General features: G+C 63.3%; 15 protein-coding genes. 7 read left to right on the top strand and 8 right to left on the bottom strand.

Annotation, left to right across the window (positions count from 1 at the left end; all coding sequences use genetic code 11):
- The first annotated feature begins 180 nt into the window (after window positions 1-180).
- On the top strand, window positions 181-1,896 hold the full coding sequence (locus D6Z24_RS15775) for a nickel-dependent hydrogenase large subunit (RefSeq protein ID WP_129127566.1): 1,716 nt from the start codon (window positions 181-183) through the stop codon (window positions 1,894-1,896).
- The gene (locus D6Z24_RS15770; protein WP_129127565.1) at window positions 1,893-3,065 is read left to right on the top strand and encodes a cytochrome b/b6 domain-containing protein; all 1,173 of its coding nucleotides are present in this window, start codon (window positions 1,893-1,895) and stop codon (window positions 3,063-3,065) included. Before D6Z24_RS15775 ends, D6Z24_RS15770 begins: the two co-directional genes overlap by 4 nt.
- A gap of 154 nt (window positions 3,066-3,219) precedes the next feature.
- Here the strand turns inward: D6Z24_RS15770 and D6Z24_RS15765 are convergent, their stop codons facing one another.
- Window positions 3,220-3,411 (bottom strand): ferredoxin, encoded by a 192-nt coding sequence (locus D6Z24_RS15765; protein WP_129127564.1) that lies wholly within the window; start codon window positions 3,409-3,411, stop codon window positions 3,220-3,222.
- A gap of 35 nt (window positions 3,412-3,446) precedes the next feature.
- Entirely contained in the window at window positions 3,447-3,788 is a 342-nt protein-coding gene (locus D6Z24_RS15760; RefSeq protein WP_198419567.1) for a YtxH domain-containing protein, read from the bottom strand.
- Between the two features lie 164 nt (window positions 3,789-3,952).
- Here D6Z24_RS15760 and D6Z24_RS15755 point away from each other — a divergent pair, with 164 nt between their 5' ends.
- The 5 genes from D6Z24_RS15755 to D6Z24_RS15735 all read left to right on the top strand — a co-directional run bounded on the left by D6Z24_RS15755 (window position 3,953) and on the right by D6Z24_RS15735 (window position 9,963).
- Window positions 3,953-5,014, top strand: coding sequence for a hypothetical protein (locus D6Z24_RS15755; RefSeq protein ID WP_129127563.1), 1,062 nt, complete (start codon window positions 3,953-3,955; stop codon window positions 5,012-5,014).
- A 3-nt stretch (window positions 5,015-5,017) separates the two neighbouring features.
- Window positions 5,018-6,190: a vWA domain-containing protein gene (locus tag D6Z24_RS15750; RefSeq protein WP_129127562.1), complete on the top strand. Its 1,173-nt coding sequence runs from the start codon at window positions 5,018-5,020 to the stop codon at window positions 6,188-6,190.
- A gap of 3 nt (window positions 6,191-6,193) precedes the next feature.
- Window positions 6,194-6,604: a hypothetical protein gene (locus tag D6Z24_RS15745; RefSeq protein WP_129127782.1), complete on the top strand. Its 411-nt coding sequence runs from the start codon at window positions 6,194-6,196 to the stop codon at window positions 6,602-6,604.
- Between the two features lie 126 nt (window positions 6,605-6,730).
- Window positions 6,731-7,591, top strand: a complete 861-nt coding sequence (locus tag D6Z24_RS15740; RefSeq protein WP_129127561.1) for a substrate-binding domain-containing protein — start codon at window positions 6,731-6,733, stop codon at window positions 7,589-7,591.
- Window positions 7,592-7,665: 74 nt separating this feature from the next.
- Window positions 7,666-9,963 (top strand): hybrid sensor histidine kinase/response regulator, encoded by a 2,298-nt coding sequence (locus D6Z24_RS15735; protein ID WP_129127560.1) that lies wholly within the window; start codon window positions 7,666-7,668, stop codon window positions 9,961-9,963.
- On the opposite strand, the gene D6Z24_RS15730 is transcribed toward D6Z24_RS15735, so the two are convergent.
- The 6 genes from D6Z24_RS15730 to D6Z24_RS15705 form a co-directional block, all read right to left on the bottom strand.
- Window positions 9,947-11,287 (bottom strand): radical SAM/SPASM family putative metalloenzyme maturase, encoded by a 1,341-nt coding sequence (locus tag D6Z24_RS15730; RefSeq protein WP_129127559.1) that lies wholly within the window; start codon window positions 11,285-11,287, stop codon window positions 9,947-9,949. The two genes, D6Z24_RS15735 and D6Z24_RS15730, sit on opposite strands and share 17 nt — an antisense overlap.
- A gap of 314 nt (window positions 11,288-11,601) precedes the next feature.
- Window positions 11,602-13,578, bottom strand: coding sequence for a (Fe-S)-binding protein (locus D6Z24_RS15725; RefSeq protein ID WP_129127558.1), 1,977 nt, complete (start codon window positions 13,576-13,578; stop codon window positions 11,602-11,604).
- Between the two features lie 360 nt (window positions 13,579-13,938).
- Window positions 13,939-15,288, bottom strand: a complete 1,350-nt coding sequence (locus tag D6Z24_RS15720) for an FAD-binding protein (protein WP_129127557.1) — start codon at window positions 15,286-15,288, stop codon at window positions 13,939-13,941.
- Window positions 15,289-15,369: 81 nt separating this feature from the next.
- A complete protein-coding gene (locus D6Z24_RS15715) occupies window positions 15,370-16,182 on the bottom strand; it encodes an electron transfer flavoprotein subunit beta/FixA family protein (RefSeq protein WP_129127556.1) in 813 nt (270 codons plus the stop codon).
- A gap of 81 nt (window positions 16,183-16,263) precedes the next feature.
- A complete protein-coding gene (locus tag D6Z24_RS15710; protein WP_129127555.1) occupies window positions 16,264-16,443 on the bottom strand; it encodes a hypothetical protein in 180 nt (59 codons plus the stop codon).
- A gap of 43 nt (window positions 16,444-16,486) precedes the next feature.
- Window positions 16,487-16,918 carry an MOSC domain-containing protein gene (locus D6Z24_RS15705; protein ID WP_129127554.1) on the bottom strand — a complete coding sequence of 144 codons (432 nt, stop codon included), beginning with the start codon at window positions 16,916-16,918 and terminating at the stop codon, window positions 16,487-16,489.
- Window positions 16,919-16,963 lie beyond the last annotated feature (45 nt).

The following is a 16,963-nucleotide window of genomic DNA, read 5'->3' as shown; positions in this document are numbered from 1 at the left end:
AAATGCTACGGTGGGCAAGCCCGCCCTTTGGGCACCCTCTCCCGGAGGGAGAGGGGGACTCGCGGAATGCAACCTCTCTTGTGCACTTTGCCGCCGGGTCCCCGCCCCCGCCTGCGGGCCGTAGCCCTCCGGGGGGAGGTGTGGTTGCATTGGAGCTTTTGAGGTCAAAGGAGAAGTGAAATGGCAAGCGAGAGAATCGTCATCGATCCCATCACCCGAATCGAGGGGCACCTGCGCATCGAGCTGGAAGCGGACAACGGGAGGATAGGCGACGCCTGGGCCTGCGCCACCCAGTTCCGCGGCATCGAGCGCGTGCTGCAGGGGCGCGACCCCCGCGACGCCTGGGCCTTCGCGCAGCGCATCTGCGGCGTCTGTACCGGGGTGCACGCCATCGCCTCGATCCGCGCCGTCGAGGACGCCATCAAGTGCAAGATCCCCCCCTGCGCCGAACTGATCAGAAACCTCGTCTCCGGGATGGCGACGCTGCAGGACCACGTGATGCACTTCTACCACCTGCACGCCCTCGACTGGGTCGACGTTATGAGCGCGCTGAAGGCCGATCCAGCCGCCACCTCGCGTCTGGCCGCCTCCGTCTCCCCCTGGCCCAACAACTCCGCCACCTGGTACGCGGAGGTGCAAAAGCGCGTGGCGGCGTCCGCGGCAGGCGGCCTCGGCATCTTCTCCGGCGGCTACTGGGGGCACCCCGCCTACCGCCTCCCCCCCGAGGCGAACCTCATGGCGCTCGCCCACTACCTGGAGGCGCTCTCCTGGCAGCGCGACATCATCCGGCTGCACACCATCTTCGCCGGGAAGAACCCGCACCCGAACTACCTGGTCGGCGGGATGGCCTGCTCCATCAACCTGAACAACCAGATCACGGTGAACCAGGTGCGTCTCGACGAGATGGCCGGGATGATCGATCAGGCCAAACGCTTCGTCCTCGAGGTCTACTACCCCGACGTCCTCGCCATCGCCTCCTTCTACCCGGACTACGCCGCCATCGGCGCCTCCTCCCCGAACCTCATGGCCACCGGCGAGAGCGCCTGGTCCTGTTCGGGCGCTCCGGCGGGAGGGGTCTTCCCAGCCGCCCTTCTCATGGACGGCAATTACGGCACGGCACACCCCTTCGATCCCAAGAAGCTCGCCGAGTTCGTCTCCTCCGCCTGGTACAGCCAGCCAGAGGGGGACCGGCAGGGGCTGCACCCCTGGCAGGGGCAAACCGAGCCGCACTACACCGGTCCAAAGCCCCCCTTCAAGGAGCTTTCAGACCGGCCGAAATACACCTGGTGCAAGGCGCCGCGCTACGACGGACGTGCCGTGCAGGTGGGGCCGAACGCCCGCATCATGGTGGCCGTAGCACAGGGGCACGCCGAGACGGTGCAGCTCGCCAAAGAGGGGCTCGGAAAGCTCCGCGCCGGCATCGAGGCTCTGAACTCCACCCTCGGGCGCACTTACTGCCGGGCGCTTGAATCGGTCATCCTCGCCAGGCGCATGGATCAGTGGTTCGCCCAGTTGAACGAGAGGATAAAGTCCGGCGACACGGCCACCTTCAACAAGGAGCGGTGGGAGCCCTCGACCTGGCCGAAACAGGCCCAGGGGATGGGGTTCATGGAGGCGGCGCGCGGCACCCTCTCGCACTGGATCGAGATCGAAAACGGCCGTATCGTGCGCTATCAGGCGGTGGTGCCTAGCACCTGGAACAGCTCCGGCCGCGATCCCGGCGGCCAGCGCGGCCCCTACGAGGAGGCGCTGGCCGGGGGCGGAAAGCATCCGCTTTTGGACGCGAAACGCCCCCTGGAGGTGCTGCGCACCATCCATTCCTTTGACCCGTGCATCTCCTGCGCGGTGCACGTGCTGGTGCCCGGTGGTGGCGGGGTGGAGGTGAAGGTGCGATGAGTCTCTACGACATACCTGAATCCGAGATACGGATCGAGCTCGAGGACCCGGTGCCGTTTGGCGGGAAGAAGAAGCGGGAACTCCTCATCGCCGCAGCGCTCGGCGCCCCTTTCGGGACCGGCGATCCGGTCGACCTCGCCCTTTTGAGCGCGGCTTCGAAGAAGGAGGACCTGCGCCACTACGAACAGCTAGCCTTCACCCCGCTGGAGCCGCAGCTTGCCCGGAGCGTCGCTAGAGTGCGCCGCGTCGACAGCGGCGAGGAGGTGATGATCGCCCGCGGCGAGGTGGACGGCATCCTCTACCTCTGCCACCCGGACGAGGCGACGCGCTACCGCGCGGAGATGCAGGCGGAGATGCGCATGACCCACGGCTTCCGCGCCCTCGGCATCGGCAGGGGGAGCGTCGCTCCGGACGGGTCGGAACGCTGGGAATTCCTGGGTTACATCCCGGTGCGCGCCACCAGGCGCAAGAGCAGGCGCATCGAGGAGCCCGCCGAATTCCGATACGTCCCGGTGTGGGACTGGCAGCTGCGCGTGCTGCACTGGTTCTCCGTTTTTCTCATCCTGATCCTCTCCGCGACCGGCCTTTTGATGGGAAGCGGCCGCCTGGTCTACGGGGGGGCGGAGGGGTTCACGAATTACCTCAGCTGGCTCAGGCTCGTGCACTTCGTGGCGGGGTGGCTTCTTCTGTGCGCCGCGATCCTGCGCATCGCCGGACTCTTCCTCGCCTCGAACCAGTTCCAGCGCTGGTACGCCCTCTTCCCGGTCCGGATGCGCGACCTGAAGAACCTGGTGCAGGTGGCGCTCAACTACCTTTTCTGCCGCTTCGACCGCCCTCCCCACTACATAGGCCACAACCCGCTGCAGCAGGTGGCCTACACCGCCATCTTCGGGGTGGGGCTCCTGGCGCTTTTCACCGGCTTCGCCCTTTACGCCCTCTACGACCCGGGGAACCTCGTCTTCCGCTACTTCGTCATGTTCGACGACCTGGTCGGCGTGCAGTACGTCCGCCTGGTGCATCAGTTCGTCATGTGGATCTTCCTCGCCTTCATCCCGATCCACGTCTACCTCTCGGTGCGCGCCGACACCGTCGAGCGCGAGGGAGCCCTCTCCTCCATCGTGAGCGGCGGGCGCTGGTGTCGCAAGGGAACGCACTTCGAGGATGCCTGATTAACAATGGACGATTGCCGATTGACAACTGGCGGCTGGAACGGCGGAGGGATGGCAGGCGGGTGATTTTCGGAATAGCGCAAAAAAAGGGCCGCACCCGGCAAGATGGTACGGCCCTGTTCATTTCACTTTCCTGACGCGGTCCTTACAGGCGTCACCGCCAGTGGATGCAGCTAACCGGACAAACGTCGATGGCATCGCGCTGAATGGCGTCCTCGGAAGCGCCGACCGGATCGTATGCCTCGGCCTTGCCGTTGTCGGCAAAGCGGAATACTTCCGGCACGTTGTCCGTGCAAAGCCCGCAGCTGATGCAGACGTCTTGATCCACCCAGGGTTCTTTTGCCATGTTTGCACCTCCAGTAGTTTGATGTGTGCTGCTCGTTAGATGCTATCCTCAAGCCTCTTTCTCTGCTCTTCCAGTTTCTCCTGCGCCCGCTCCAGCGCGGCGAGAAGCATCTTCTTCGACTCCTTGGTGAGCGTCTCCTTCTCCTTCACGAACTCGGCGGCGCGGTCGGTCGCCTTCTCCACGAAGTCGGAAACGGTTTCCGCAAACTCGCTCACCGTGTCGTTGGCCTTCTCGCTCATCTCCTCCGCCAGCGAGGCCAAATACTTCCGCGTCTTCTTCCCGGTCTGCGGGGCGAGCAAAAGCGCAAGTCCGGCGCCGATCAGACCGCCGATCACCAGGCTCGCCATCCCCCCTCCTTCGCACTCCTTGTGTCCCATACCGTGCTCCTCCGTCCCTTTGGGTTTGAACGACAGCGGTAATACTAGCAACTAAATTAATTTCGTCCAATTCAAAATCCAATTTACCCCCTTCCACCTTCTCATGAATCTGTGTAAGATATCGGTTTGTTTCAACTTCAAGAGCAGGAAAGGTTCAGGCTGCCATGAATATTGAACAGATGAAGACGGTTGTAAAAGAAATTCTCTCCAAGACCGACCTCACCCCATGCGTCGTCGGGCACCGCGGCGTCGGCAAGAGCGCAGGGATCATCCAGGCCTGCCGCGAGCTCGACCGCCAGTACGTGTCGCTGCGCCTTGGGCAGATGGAGGTGGGCGACCTGGTCGGCATCCCCTTCAGAAACGGCGACGTGATGCACTGGTCGCGCCCCTCCTGGCTTCCCGCCGAGGACGCGCCGGAAACGGTGATCCACTGCGACGAGCTGAACCGTGCCCAGCAGGAGGACACCCTCCAGGCGATCTTCCAGTTCGTGGAGCCGCCGGCGGAAGGTATGCTGCGCGCCATCCACACCCATACCCTCTCCCGACGCCACAAGGTCGTGGTGAGCATCAACCCGCCCGACGGGAGCTACCAAGTGGCGACTCTCGACCGTGCGCTCATCGACCGCATGGTGATGCTCTTCGTGGAAACAGACTACCAATGCTGGGCGCGCTACGCGCATCAGCGCGAGCTCGCGGGCGAAGTGCGGCAGTTTCTGGCCGGCAACCACGGCTTCCTCGCCAAACAGGGGATGCCGATGGAGATGCAGGTGGAACCGAGCGAGCGCGCCTGGGAGATGGTCAGCGTCCTCAAGAAGAACTGCCGCTTCCCCGCCGAGCTCGAGATGGAGGTCTATTCCGGGATCGTCGGAAAGGAGGCGGCCATCGCCTTCATGCGCTGGCTCTCCGACCGCAAGGGAAGGCCGGTCACCGCCGAGGAGATCCTGAACGCCTGGGCGGAGGTGGCCGAACGGGCCGAGGCGCAGCGTGACGACGTCCAGGCGGCGACCATCAACGACCTGACCGCCCTGCTCCAGGTCTCCCCGTCGCTCACCGAGGAGCAGGAAGAGAACCTGGTTGCCTTCATCGCCGTGCTGCCGCGCGACCTGCGCTTCGGTTTCGTGAAGTCGCTCCTGAAGATCCCGGAGGTCGCCCTGCTGTTGGTGAAGGACAAGCACGACGCGGTCATCTTCGAGGCCATGCAGGCCATCAGCGCGCAGGCGGGGTAAGAAGTGTCCCCCGGCACCCTGCAAAACGCCGTGGTGCGCCTTTTGAAGGAGCGCCCTTTCTACGGCCACTTCCTTTTGAACCTGCGCCGCGAGGAGGCGCCGCTCAAGGGAAAGGCAGCCGGCGTCACCATCAGAAACGGCACCCCCACCCTGGCCGTCGATCCCGGCCCCTTCGGCCTGCTCGCCGCCTCCGAGCAGCAGGCGCTTTTGGAGCACCTGGTGAAGCACCTTTTGCACCTGCACATGCTGCGCGGCAAAGGGAAAAACGCCCACGACTGGGACCTCTGCTGCGATCTCGCCATCAATCCGGACACGCCGGGGCTTCCCGATGGGGCGGTCTACCCGGCCCAGTTCGACCTTCCCAACGGGCTCGCCGCCGAGGAGTACTACGCGAAACTCGTGCGCCCCTTCGACATCGGCAACCTCTCCGGCAGCGGGTTCGGCGACGAGGCCAGGGACGTCCAGGGGGCTTCCGGCGCCGGGAAGGACCCCGCGGCAGCCGCGACCGTGGACGACCACGCCGTCTGGAGCGACGCCGACAGCACGCCGCTGCCGCTTGCCGAGGAGATGCTGCGCGCCGTGACGCGCGAGAGCCTGCGCGGCAGCGACGGCGAAGCCCCCGCCGAACTGCGCGCCGTGGTGGACGCCCTGTTGCGCCCCTCCCCCATCCCCTGGCGACAGGTGCTCAGACAGTTCGTCGCCACCGCCGGAAGGATCGGGAAGACGAGCACCTGGATGCGCGAACACCGGCGCTTCGAGCACGACACCCCTGGGAGCAGAAAACGGCACCGCCTGACCCTGCTGGTAGCCATCGACGTCAGCGACTCGACCGACGTCGTCGAGCTGCGCGAGGCGTTCGCCCGCGAGCTTTTGCAGATCGCCCGCGGGCGCGACGCCGCGATCACCGTCCTCTACGCGAACAGCCGCATTCAGCGCGTCGAGGCGTTCAAGGGGAGCGCCTTCGTCCCGGAGCGCTACGACGGCGGCGGGTTCACCGACCTGCGCCCCGTCTTCGAGTACGCGAAGACCATGCATCCCCTGCCCGCCGCGGTGATCTACCTCACCGACGGCATCGGCCCCGTCCCGGAACGGATGGAACTGCCCACCCTTTGGGTGCTCACCGCGGAGGGGGAGAAGCCGGCCCCCTGGGGCATCGAAATGAGACTGGAGGTTTAAATGATGGAAGAGACGAACTCGACACCGATGACCGCCGAATCGGTAGGAGAGATATTGAGGGAGGCGGGCGCCCAGGTGATGGTGCGCTCAGGGCGCAGCGAGAACTACAGCGCGCCGCGCGAATTCTCCTTCGAGGTGAAGGCAATCTTCGAAAACGGCATGGGGCTCCACGTGGTGGCGCGTCAGTTCAACTACCGCGACCCGTGGGAGGCGGAAGGGAGGGTGAACGACCTGGTAGACGTGATGCTCTTGCGCGACGGCGCCCTCACGCCGCTCCCGAAGGGTTATCCCTATTTCCAGGGCATCGACGAGGAGTGCGGACTGGATGAAGAGATGCTGCGCGAGGTGATTGAATGCGTCCGCAAGGTGAACCCGAAGCTCTATCTCCTGCAGGAGATGACGGGAGACCTGTAATAAAGTCACGTTGATTAACATGATTATCATGTTAGACTGTCTCAGCGTATGATCTATGCCTTGTCTTTCGTCTCCAGGTTCATCCGAGCACCAGCCAAAACCAAAGTGGAAGTTGGGAGAGACGTAATGAAAGCACTTCTGATTGCCTTCGCTGTCATCTCCACTCTCTGTCTTGCCGACGTTGAAGCGTTTTGCGCCGAGCCTTTGAAGTTCGGTGTCGCCGCGATGATCTCTCCGCAGGAGACGGTCAAGTATTACGACCAGATCATCGACTATGTCGGGAAGAAACTGGGGCGGCCGGTCGAGATGGTGCAAAAGCGCACTTACGAGGAGACCGACCGGCTCCTGGAAAGCGGGGAGCTGAAGCTCGCCTTCGTCTGCTCCGGACCTTACGTCATGGACAAGGAGAAGTTCGGGGCCGAGCTGCTGGTGGCGCCCCAGTCCTACGGAGAACCCTTCTACTACGCCTACATCATCACCCATCGCAGCAGCAAGATCAGGAATCTCGCGGGACTAAGAGGGAAGAGTTTCGCGTTCACCGATCCCAAATCCAATACCGGCAGGCTTGCCCCCGCGTACATGATCGGCAAAAGCTTTAACGTTCCCCCTGAGAAGTTCTTCAGCAAGATCATCTACACGAGAACGCATGACAAGGCGATCGAAGCGGTGGCGAAAAAGATCGTCGCCGGGGCGAGTGTGGACAGCCTGATCTACAACTACGCCGCCAGCAAGGATCCCCGCTTCACCAGCCAGACGAAGATCATCGCCAAATCGCCCCGCTACGGCATCCCCCCCATAGTCACCCGCGGCGACCTCGACCCGGTGCTCAAAGCGCGCATCAGGCACATCTTCCTGACCATGCACGAGGATCCCGAAGGGAGGCGGATTCTCGCCGGCATCAAGGTCGACCGGTTCGTAATCCCGAAAGATGCCGATTACGACTCGGTTCGCGAGATGGAAAAATGGCTTAGAAAGAACATCAAGTAGGTCTCGCTGCTGACCGTGCAACATCCACCGGTAGGTCGGCGCACCAACCGACGCTCCGCGAAGGGCAGGTACTAATGGGCACCTGGCAGATCAGACATCCAAGCCTGCAGCGAAGGTTTTTCCTCCTCTCCTTCAGCATCGTCCTCGTATTCTCCGTTGCCGTAGCGGTGACTCTGTTCGTCGCGCAAAGAAACAAGCTGGAACTCACCCTCGAGAACAAGGGAAGGGCCTTCGCGAGTTACATTTCATCGGTCTGCACCGATGCGCTGATTCTGAAGGATACCCTGCAGCTGGATGCCCTGGTCTCGGAGGTGCACGATGACGAGATCATCTACACCGTCATCGAGGACGCCGACGGCATCCCGCAGACCACGGCGTTCGCAAGCCTGAACCGTTCCCACCCGCAGGTGAAAACCGTCCTCGAAAAGCTCCCGTCCGACGCTTCCATCGGTACGGTAGTGGACAGTCTGAAAAAGAACGGCGACGTGATCGAGCTCCTGCAAAGGATCAGTGTCGATGCCTCCACGCAGGGCGCGGTCCGCATCGGGCTCAGCCGGCGGAACGTCCACGCGCAGCTGGTGCGCCAGACCGAGATCATCCTGGTGGGCATGCTCTTCATGTCGCTCACCTTCGCCATCGTCCTGAACGTAGCCGCGAACCGGCTGGTGCTGCGCCCGGTGAGCGAGCTGGCCCGCGTCGCCGATGAGCTGGCAGCAGGAAACATGGCCGCGCGGGTAACCTGCGCGTCGGTGGGGGAAATCGACACCGTCTGCAGGAGTTTCAACATGATGGCGGAGCGACTGGAAGGCGACATCGCGGAACTCAAGCGGGCCGAGGCGAACGTGCGTTTCGCCCAGGAAGCGCAGGAGGCGATCCTCAACTCGATGCCCGATTTGATGTTCCGGACCGACCTGGACGGGATCATCGTGGAATTTCATTCCTCCTCGCAGAACGCCCCCTATGTTCCGCCGGCCCTGTTCATGGGAAAGAAGTTCCCCGACGTCCTGCCGGAAGAGCCGGCGCGTGTCATCACGGCAGCCCTTGCGGAAGCAGGAAGGAGCGGCTCGCACCGGGGCGCGGTGTATTCCCTCGATATGCCGCAAGGAGAGATGTGGTTCGAGCTTTCCGTCACGGCGATGGGAACACCATGCACCGGATTCATCCTGCTGGCCCGCGACATCACGGCGCGCAGGCGTCTCGAGGCGGAACAGCAACAGCTCGAAAAACAGCTCCTGCACTCGCAGAAGCTGGAGAGCCTCGGCGTGCTCGCCGGGGGCATCGCCCACGACTTCAACAACATCCTCATGGCCATCATGGGGAACGCGGAACTCGCCTTGATGCGGGTCGGTCAGGACTCACCGGCCATACGGAACCTGCGCAGCATAGAGCAAGCATCGGCGCGGGCGGCCGACCTCGCCGCACAGATGCTCGCGTACTCGGGCAAGGGCAAGTTCGTTATCGAAAACCTGGAGTTGAATCGTCTCTTGCAAGAGATGCTGCACATGCTCGAGGTCTCCATATCGAAGAAAGCCCGCCTAAGCCTTGACCTCGCCGCATCGCTCCCGCTCGTCGAAGGCGATGCGACACAGATCCGCCAAGTCATCATGAACCTGGTTATCAACGCTTCTGAAGCAATCGGAGAAAATAACGGGGCCATCACCATCAAAACGAGCAGCATGGAGTGCGACCGCAGCTACCTGAAGAACGTATGGCAGAACGAGGAACTGGCAGAGGGGGTGTATGTCTGTCTGGAGATCACAGACACGGGGTGCGGCATGGACAAGGAGACGCTGGCCAGGATCTTCGACCCGTTTTTCACGACCAAATTCACCGGGCGCGGTCTGGGCATGGCTGCGGTCCAGGGCATCATAAGGGGACATCACGGGGCGATCGCCGTCGACAGCGAACCGGGCCGGGGGACCACGATCAAGGTACTGATCCCGGCCGGCGTACACCAGGCGGTGACCGAACACGCCCCTTTGCCGGAGCAGGATGATTGGGAAGGCTCAGGATATTTGCTCCTGGTCGATGACGAGGAAACCGTGCGCACCATCGGGGCGGAGATGCTCAGGGAACTCGGTTTTTCCCCGATAACCGCCAGCGAAGGTTGGGAGGCTATCGAGCTCTATAAGGCCATACCCGGCATCCGCGTGGTCATCCTGGATCTCACCATGCCCCAGATGGATGGAGGGCAGTGCCTGATCGAACTGAAGAAGATAAATCCGGACGTACATGTCGTCATGTCCAGCGGCTACAGCGAGACGGAGCTGAAGCAGAAATTCTCCGGCAAGGATGTCGCGGGCTTTATCCAGAAGCCTTACAGCCTCTCAACACTCAGGGAGGTGCTGAGAGGCATCAGTCCAGACACCTGAAGACGCCGGAGCTCCAGAGGCAACTGCCGCAGGGCTCGGTGTTCACGTAGCAGTCGACGTCGAAGCGGTCGGACTGCATCAGGTCGCAGGGAGACGTGTTGCACTCGGCGCAGGATGGGTAGTCGTGGCGCAGCACGTTCTCGCGGTAACGGCGGAAGGGAAGGCTGTTCCAGATCCCCAGCACCCCCTTGTCCTTGACGTTGCCGAAACTCCAGGGCTGCACCGGGTGGAGCCAGCCGTTTGCGAAGGAGCGGCAGTGGTGCCAGAGGTGGTAGCAGGGATGCATGCCGCCGTCCCAGGAGATGAAGGCGCTCCCCTTCTCGACAAAGCTGCAGACGCGGCTCTCCCGCCTCGCCACCTCGGGAAGCTTCAGCTCGATCCCGGTCCTGCGCGCTACCTGCGCCGCCTCCTCGAAAATCGCCTGGCTTTCATGGATGCGCTCGGTGTCCAGGGCGAAGAGGCGCTTCAGGTCGAGCGTCACCCCGCGCTGCTGCGCGTCCGATTTCATCGCCGCCACGTACTCGATGATGGCGCGCTCCTCCTCGGTCTTCTTGTAATTCCACAGCACATCGAAGTAGCGCCGGATGTCGAGCCCCTTCAGCTCGGCCTTGCTCATCCAGCTCTGGAACAGGGAAATCGACTCGTCGCTCGAGAGGTCGTAACTGCACTGGGTGAGGTGCGGCTCGTCGAAGGGGTGCAGGTGCGACACGAGCGCGAAGCTGACGCCGAACTCGGCGGCCCAGGAAAGAGCGGCCGGGAGCTGGCGCAGGTTGTCGCGCATCACGACGAACTCGACCCCGATCTCCATGTCGGGGCGGCGGCAGGCTACCTTTGCCGCTCCCAGCGCGTTCAGCGCGTGCTCCAGGTCGACCAGCTGGCTGCCGGAGCGGATGGAGCTGAAGGTGTCCGCGTCGACGCCGTCCATGGAGAGGCAGATGCGGTCCACCCCCGCCTCAAGGAGTGACACGGCACGCAGGTGCGACAGCAAGAGGCCGTTACTCTGGAAGCCGACCCAGCTCCCTACCGGCATGAGCTTCTTCGCCCGCGTGATGAAGTGCTCGAGACGCGTGTTGATGAGCGGTTCGCCGACGCCGTTTAGAACCAGTGCCTCCAGGTTCGGAAGCGCAGGCTCCAGCTGGCTGAAGGTGGCGACGTCGAGGTCGCCGTCTTCGACCCGGCTGCCGTCCGTGTTCTGCTTCATGCACATGACGCAGTTTAGGTTGCAGCGGCTGGTGGTTTCCACGAAGAGCTTGGAGGGGTACTCCAGGAAGGCCGGCTCGTTGTCCGGCATGAATTCCGATAGTGCCGCCGCGTTGTTGTTCATCTTGCGTTCCTCTAGAAATCGTGTTGCCCCTCGCCATCCGGAAAGGAGCCGGGGGGGGAGGTGCCGCCCGCGTCAAGACGTCCCACCCGGTCCTTCCCGGAAAGCGAAGAGTTCTCGGAGCCGCCGACGTGAGACCATCACCCACCGTCGCCGGCCGCCGCTGTCTGTTTGGCTCTTCCCCTCCCACGAGTCATCCGCGAATTCCCGGGGATGGCGACAAGTGTGTCCACAAAGGGCCGCATCAGGCGCCAGGTCCCCCCCTTTGCGAAGGGGGGACAGGGGGGATTTTCTCAGCGGTCTCTACCTTCTACCTTCTACCCCCTCCCCTTCAGCCCTTCCGCCACCAGTTCAGCGATGTCCTTCACCTTGGTGCTGCCGGTCGAGCGTTCCTTCAGGCCGTCCTCCATCATGGTCATGCAGTAGGGGCAGGTGGTGCAGATGGTGCCCGGGTCGCCGGTGAGCGCCTCGTTCACCCGGTTCAGGTTGATCCTCTCGCCAAGATGCTCCTCCATCCACATGCGCCCGCCCCCTGCACCGCAGCAGAAGGAATTCTCGCGGCTGCGCTCCATCTCGGCGGGAGCGCTCCCGGTGGCGTGGGCGATTACGGAACGGGGCGCCTCGTAGACGCCGTTATGCCGCCCGAGGTAACAGGAGTCGTGGAAGACGATGTTGCCACCCTTTTTCGCGTGGTGGTCGAGCTTCAGTTTCCCCTGAACGATGAGCGACTCGATGAATTCCGCGTGCGGGATCACCTCCAGCTCGAGGCCGTACTGCCTGTAGTCGTTTTTGAGCGTGGTGAAGCAGTGCGGACACTGGGTGACGATTTTCTTCACCCCTTTCTCCTGGAATAGCGCCACGTTCTCCTTGGCCATCCTGTCGAAGAGGTACTCGTTCCCCAGGCGGCGCAGGCTGTCGCCGCAGCACTTCTCGTCCTTGCCGAGGATGCCGTAGGAAACCCCGGCCGCTTCGAAGATCTGCGTCATGGCAAGCGTCACCTGCTTGCTGCGCGAGTCGAAGGACCCCGCACAACCGACGAAGTACAGGTACTCGGTCTTTCCCGCCTCGAAGAGCTGCACGTCGCGCCCGCCGGCCCATTTGCCGCGCTCGCCCGGTGCGATCCCCCAGGGGTTTGAGCGCTGCTCCATGTTCTCGAAGAGGTTCAGAAGTTCTTCCGGGAAATCCGCTTCCATCTGCACCAGGTGCCGGCGCATCTTCGTGATCTTCGGCATCTGCTCGATGAAGACCGGGCAGGCGGCAAGACAGGCGCCGCAGCTCGTGCAGGACCAGAGCGCGTCCGGCTTGATGCATCCTTCACCCTCGCCGATCACCGGAACGGTCGGCTCGCCGCCGCGTTTCAGGAGGTCGCCGTTGGCGAGGAGGTTCACCTTGATGTCGTGCATGACGAGGCGCGGGTTGAGCGGCTTGCCGGTGTTGGCGGCAGGACAGGACTTCTCGCAGCGCCCGCACTCTGTGCAGGAGAAGGAATCGAAGAGGTCCTTCCAGGTGAAGCGGTCGATGCTCCCGGTGCCGAAAACGTTCCCCTCCTCGAACTCCTCGCGCGGCTGGGTGTTCGGCGTCTCCAGCTCCTTGAAGAAGCAGTTGGGGATGGCGGCCAGGATGTGCATGTGCTTGCTGTAGGGAAGATAGTTCATGAAAAAGAGCAGCACCCCGGCGTGCAGCCACCAGGAGAGCTGCGCGACGCTCTTCAGGGTCTCGCTCCCCTCCCCCGCCAGCATCGCCGCCAGGGCCGAAGAGACCGGCATGGCTTGGGCCGCCTGCTCCTGCCCCATGGCGATCTCCGCCGCGTGCAGGCCGAAGTAGGCGAGCATCAGCGTGCCGATCATGGAGAGGATGCCGAAGGCCTCGCCTGTGCGGGCGCCCTCATAGGGAGGCGCTACCGCCCTTCGCACCAGCGCGAGCGCAACGGCGGCGAGGGCGCAAAGCGAGACGAGATCGAAAGCGAAGACGAGCGGGAGGTAGAGCGCCGCGGGGAGCAGGTTCGCGAGTTTCACCGCCGGGAACACCCCCGCCAGCAGGAATTCCGTATTTGCTACCGCGAGCACCAGGAACGACCAGAAGATGAAGACGTGGTTGATGCCGAAGGGGCGGCTCACCACCCTTTTCTGCAGGAAGGCGAAGAGGAACATCCCCTTGAGCCTCTCGGGGAAGCCGGAGAGACGGTCTTCGGCGGCGCCGACGGCGACCAGGCTGAAGCGGCGGTAGCAGCTCCAGGCGAAGATGGCGCAGGCCGCAGCCAGAAGCGGCGCGAAGATGACAGGATTAGGTTGCATGAACGTATCCTTTGTAAGTGTTTTTCGATGACCGGTTGCCGCTCAAAATGGCAGCGGCATCTTGACTGAGCAGTGGCCCCTCCCCCTGGAGGGGGGAGGTTGGGAGGGGGGAAGGCTGTCCAAGGACAGGCCAGGGGGACAGGCACCTGCGGAGCCAGTCCCCTCCCCTTCGGCCCGAAGGCGGGAGAGGGCCAGGGTGAGGGCGGTGCCTCAACCCCACGTCGACGCATTACCACCGTAAGCGGCGCCCTCACCCCTACCCTCTCCCAAATGGCGAAGAAGGAATCTTCCCAAGATGCATCGTTCCTACGCTCCGGCGTGGGAACGCAAGCCCGAGACGCTCCAGCGTCTCCCAAACCTTTACGCCGCCTTGACGTCCTTGACCTCGACGCCCCCCTGGGCCGCCTTCATATCGCGCAGCGCGGCGGTAATCGCCGGGACCACCTGGAACAGGTCGCCCACGATGCCGTAGCTCGCCACCTCGAAGATGGGGGCCTCCTTGTCGCGGTTGATGGCGATGACGAGGTCGGAGTCCTGCATACCCACCAGGTGTTGGATCGCACCGGAGATGCCGCAGGCGATGTAGATCTTCGGGCGTACCGTCTTGCCGGTCTGCCCCACCTGACGGTCCGGCGGCATCCACCCCGCGTCCACCGCGCTGCGCGAGGCGCCCACGACGCCCCCGAGCTCGTCGGCCAGCTCCTGCAGCATGGCGAAGTTCTCCTTCGCCATCAGGCCGCGCCCACCGGAGACGATGAACTCGGCGCCGGCGATGTCCACCTCACCCGCCTTCTTGTCGCGGATCACCTCGAGCACCTTGGTGAAGACGTCCGCCTCGTTGATGGGAAGGGAAACCGGGATGATCTTACCCTTGCGTCCCGCCTCCTGGGCCGGCATCGGCATGACGTGCGAGCGCACCGTCGCCATCTGGGGGCGGAAACGGTCGCACATGATGGTCGCCATGATGTTGCCGCCGAAGGCCGGGCGGGTCTGCATGAGGTTGCGCTTTTGGTCGATGTCGAGGCCGGTGCAGTCGGCGGTAAGGCCGGTCTTGACGCGGGTGGCGACGGCCCCGGCGAGGTCGCGCCCCATCCCGGTCGCGCCCATGAGCACGATCTCCGGCTTGAACTTGTCGATCAGGTGGCAAAGGGCGTCCAGATACGGATAGGTGCGGTAGTTGGCGAAGACCGTCTGATCCATGAGATACGCCTGGTCGGCACCATAGCTGAAGGCCTCATGGCAGAGGTGCTCGACCTTGTCGCCCAGCACCACCGCCGAGAGCTGCGCGCCGAGCTTCGCCGCCAGCTCCTTCCCCTTGCCGAGGAGCTCCCACGAAACGCGGGCCGCCTCCCCTTCCGTCTGTTCGATGAAGACCCATACGCCGCGGTAAGCCGCCACCAGTTCGCGGCGTGCCAGCTCCTCCGGATCGGCCTCATCCTCGGCGAGGTCCTGCTGACCGGCTAGCTGCGCCAGGATCTCCAGTTCCTCCTTCGAGTAGAAGATCTCCAGGGCCGAGCCCGGGCAGGCCTTCACGCACTTGAGGCAGCCGATGCACTTCGAGAGTTCGATCTGCGGCTCTCCAGCGTCGCTCATCTGGATGCCGTCCACCGGGCAGCTGCTCTGGCAGCGCGCGCCGCAGGCGATGCACTTCCCCTCGATCAGACGAACCTTACCCCGCGGCTTCTTCAGTTTGGTTTTGACTTCAGCCATCTTTTACCCACTCCTGGTCACGTCCATCAGGTCCACCGGGTCCACCGGTGTCCAATCAGTCCATAAGGTTTTAGTGACGCCCTACACCGCCAGCATGTCCCTGGCCACAAGCTTCTCCAAGAGGAGCTTGGCGGTCCCCGTGGGGTCGTTCAATCCGTCGCCGATGATCTCGCCCGCCGCACGCTGCGGCGAGAAGATCCTGCTCACCCAGGTAGGCGACCCCTTGAGGCCGATGCCGTTGGGGTCGAGTTTCAGGTCGTTGTTGCTCCAGACCTTAACCTCGCTCCTGGCCGCCTTCAGTCGCATCGGGACTGTCGGGTAGCGCGGGCGGTTCAGTTCGCGCACCACCGTGATCATGGCCGGCAGCTTCGCCTCAACGATCTCGTAGCGCCCCTCGAGCTTGCGGCGCACGCGGATCTTTCTGGAAAGGAAGTCGAGGTGTTCGATGCGATCCACGAGCGTGAGTTGCGAAAAACCGAGGCGGATGGCGATGCCCGGGCCGACCTGGGCCGTATCTCCGTCGATGGTCTGCTTGCCGCAGAAGACCAGTCCCACCTCGTCATCCTGGCCAAGTTTCCGGATCGCCTCCGCCAGCACTTTGCTGGTAGAGAGCGTATCCGCGCCGCCGAAGGCACGGTCCGAGCAGAGGATGGCTTCGTCCACGCCGAGAGCGAGCGCCTTTCTGAGTGTCGCCTCCGTGTTAGGCGGTCCCATCGAGAGCGCCGCCGCCTTGAACCCGTAGCGCGCCTTCATGCGGAGGCTTTCCTCCAGCGCATGCGTGTCGTAAGGGTTGACGATGAAGGGAATGCCATCGCGCACCAGCGTATTGGTCACCGGGTCGATCTGCACCTGGGTCGTATCCGGCACCTGTTTAATGCAAGCCACCACGTACATTGAAGATCCTTTCTTTTGCCAACAGTGTTGAAACCCGTTGCCACAGTCCACCGGGTCCACAAAGGTTTTAGTGGCTACCGGCTAGTGGCTCGCCTCGCCCCTGGAAAGCTCCCACTGTTCCCTGAAGAGTGCGAACGCCTCGCGCATGATGAAGGAAGCCTTCTTCCCCCTTTTGTCCATGAGCCTCTGAATGGCGTCCCGCTCGTCGTCGCTCATGCGTATCGAGATGATGTTCACTTTCTTCTGGCTTCTGTCCTTCATGACCTCTCCCCTTCTTAGCCTGCTGATTTGAATATGCTGCCTGTTACAGCAGCTCGATCTTGTCCTCGGGGCGCACCACGCCGCCACTTACCACCGTGGCGAAGATCCCCTCTTTAGGCATGACGCAGTCGCCCGCTTGGTAGTAGATGGCGCACCGGGTGTGGCAGACCTTACCTATTTGAGAGACCTCCAGCACCACCGGCCCGATGCCGATTCGTGTCCCCACCGGCAGGGTCACCAGTTCGATGCCGCGCGTGGTGATGTTCTCCGCGAAATCTCCCGGTCCAACCGCGAGCCCCAGCGCGATCATCTTCTCGATGCTCTCCTCGGCAAGGAGGCTCACCTGGCGGTGCCAGTCCCCCGCATGCGCGTCGCCGATGATCCCGAAGTTTTCCCTGAGATGCACCGCCGGCGACGGCTTCTTTCTCTCGCCCTTATTCTCACTTACGCTCACCGCCACTACAGAAGCGCTCATAATCTCCTCCGCTATCGCCGGTGCTGATCCCAGCTCCCGGCCCAC

This window comes from Geomonas oryzae (assembly GCF_004117875.1).
Classification (GTDB): domain Bacteria; phylum Desulfobacterota; class Desulfuromonadia; order Geobacterales; family Geobacteraceae; genus Geomonas; species Geomonas oryzae.
This window is presented reverse-complemented; position numbering and strand designations above follow the sequence as displayed.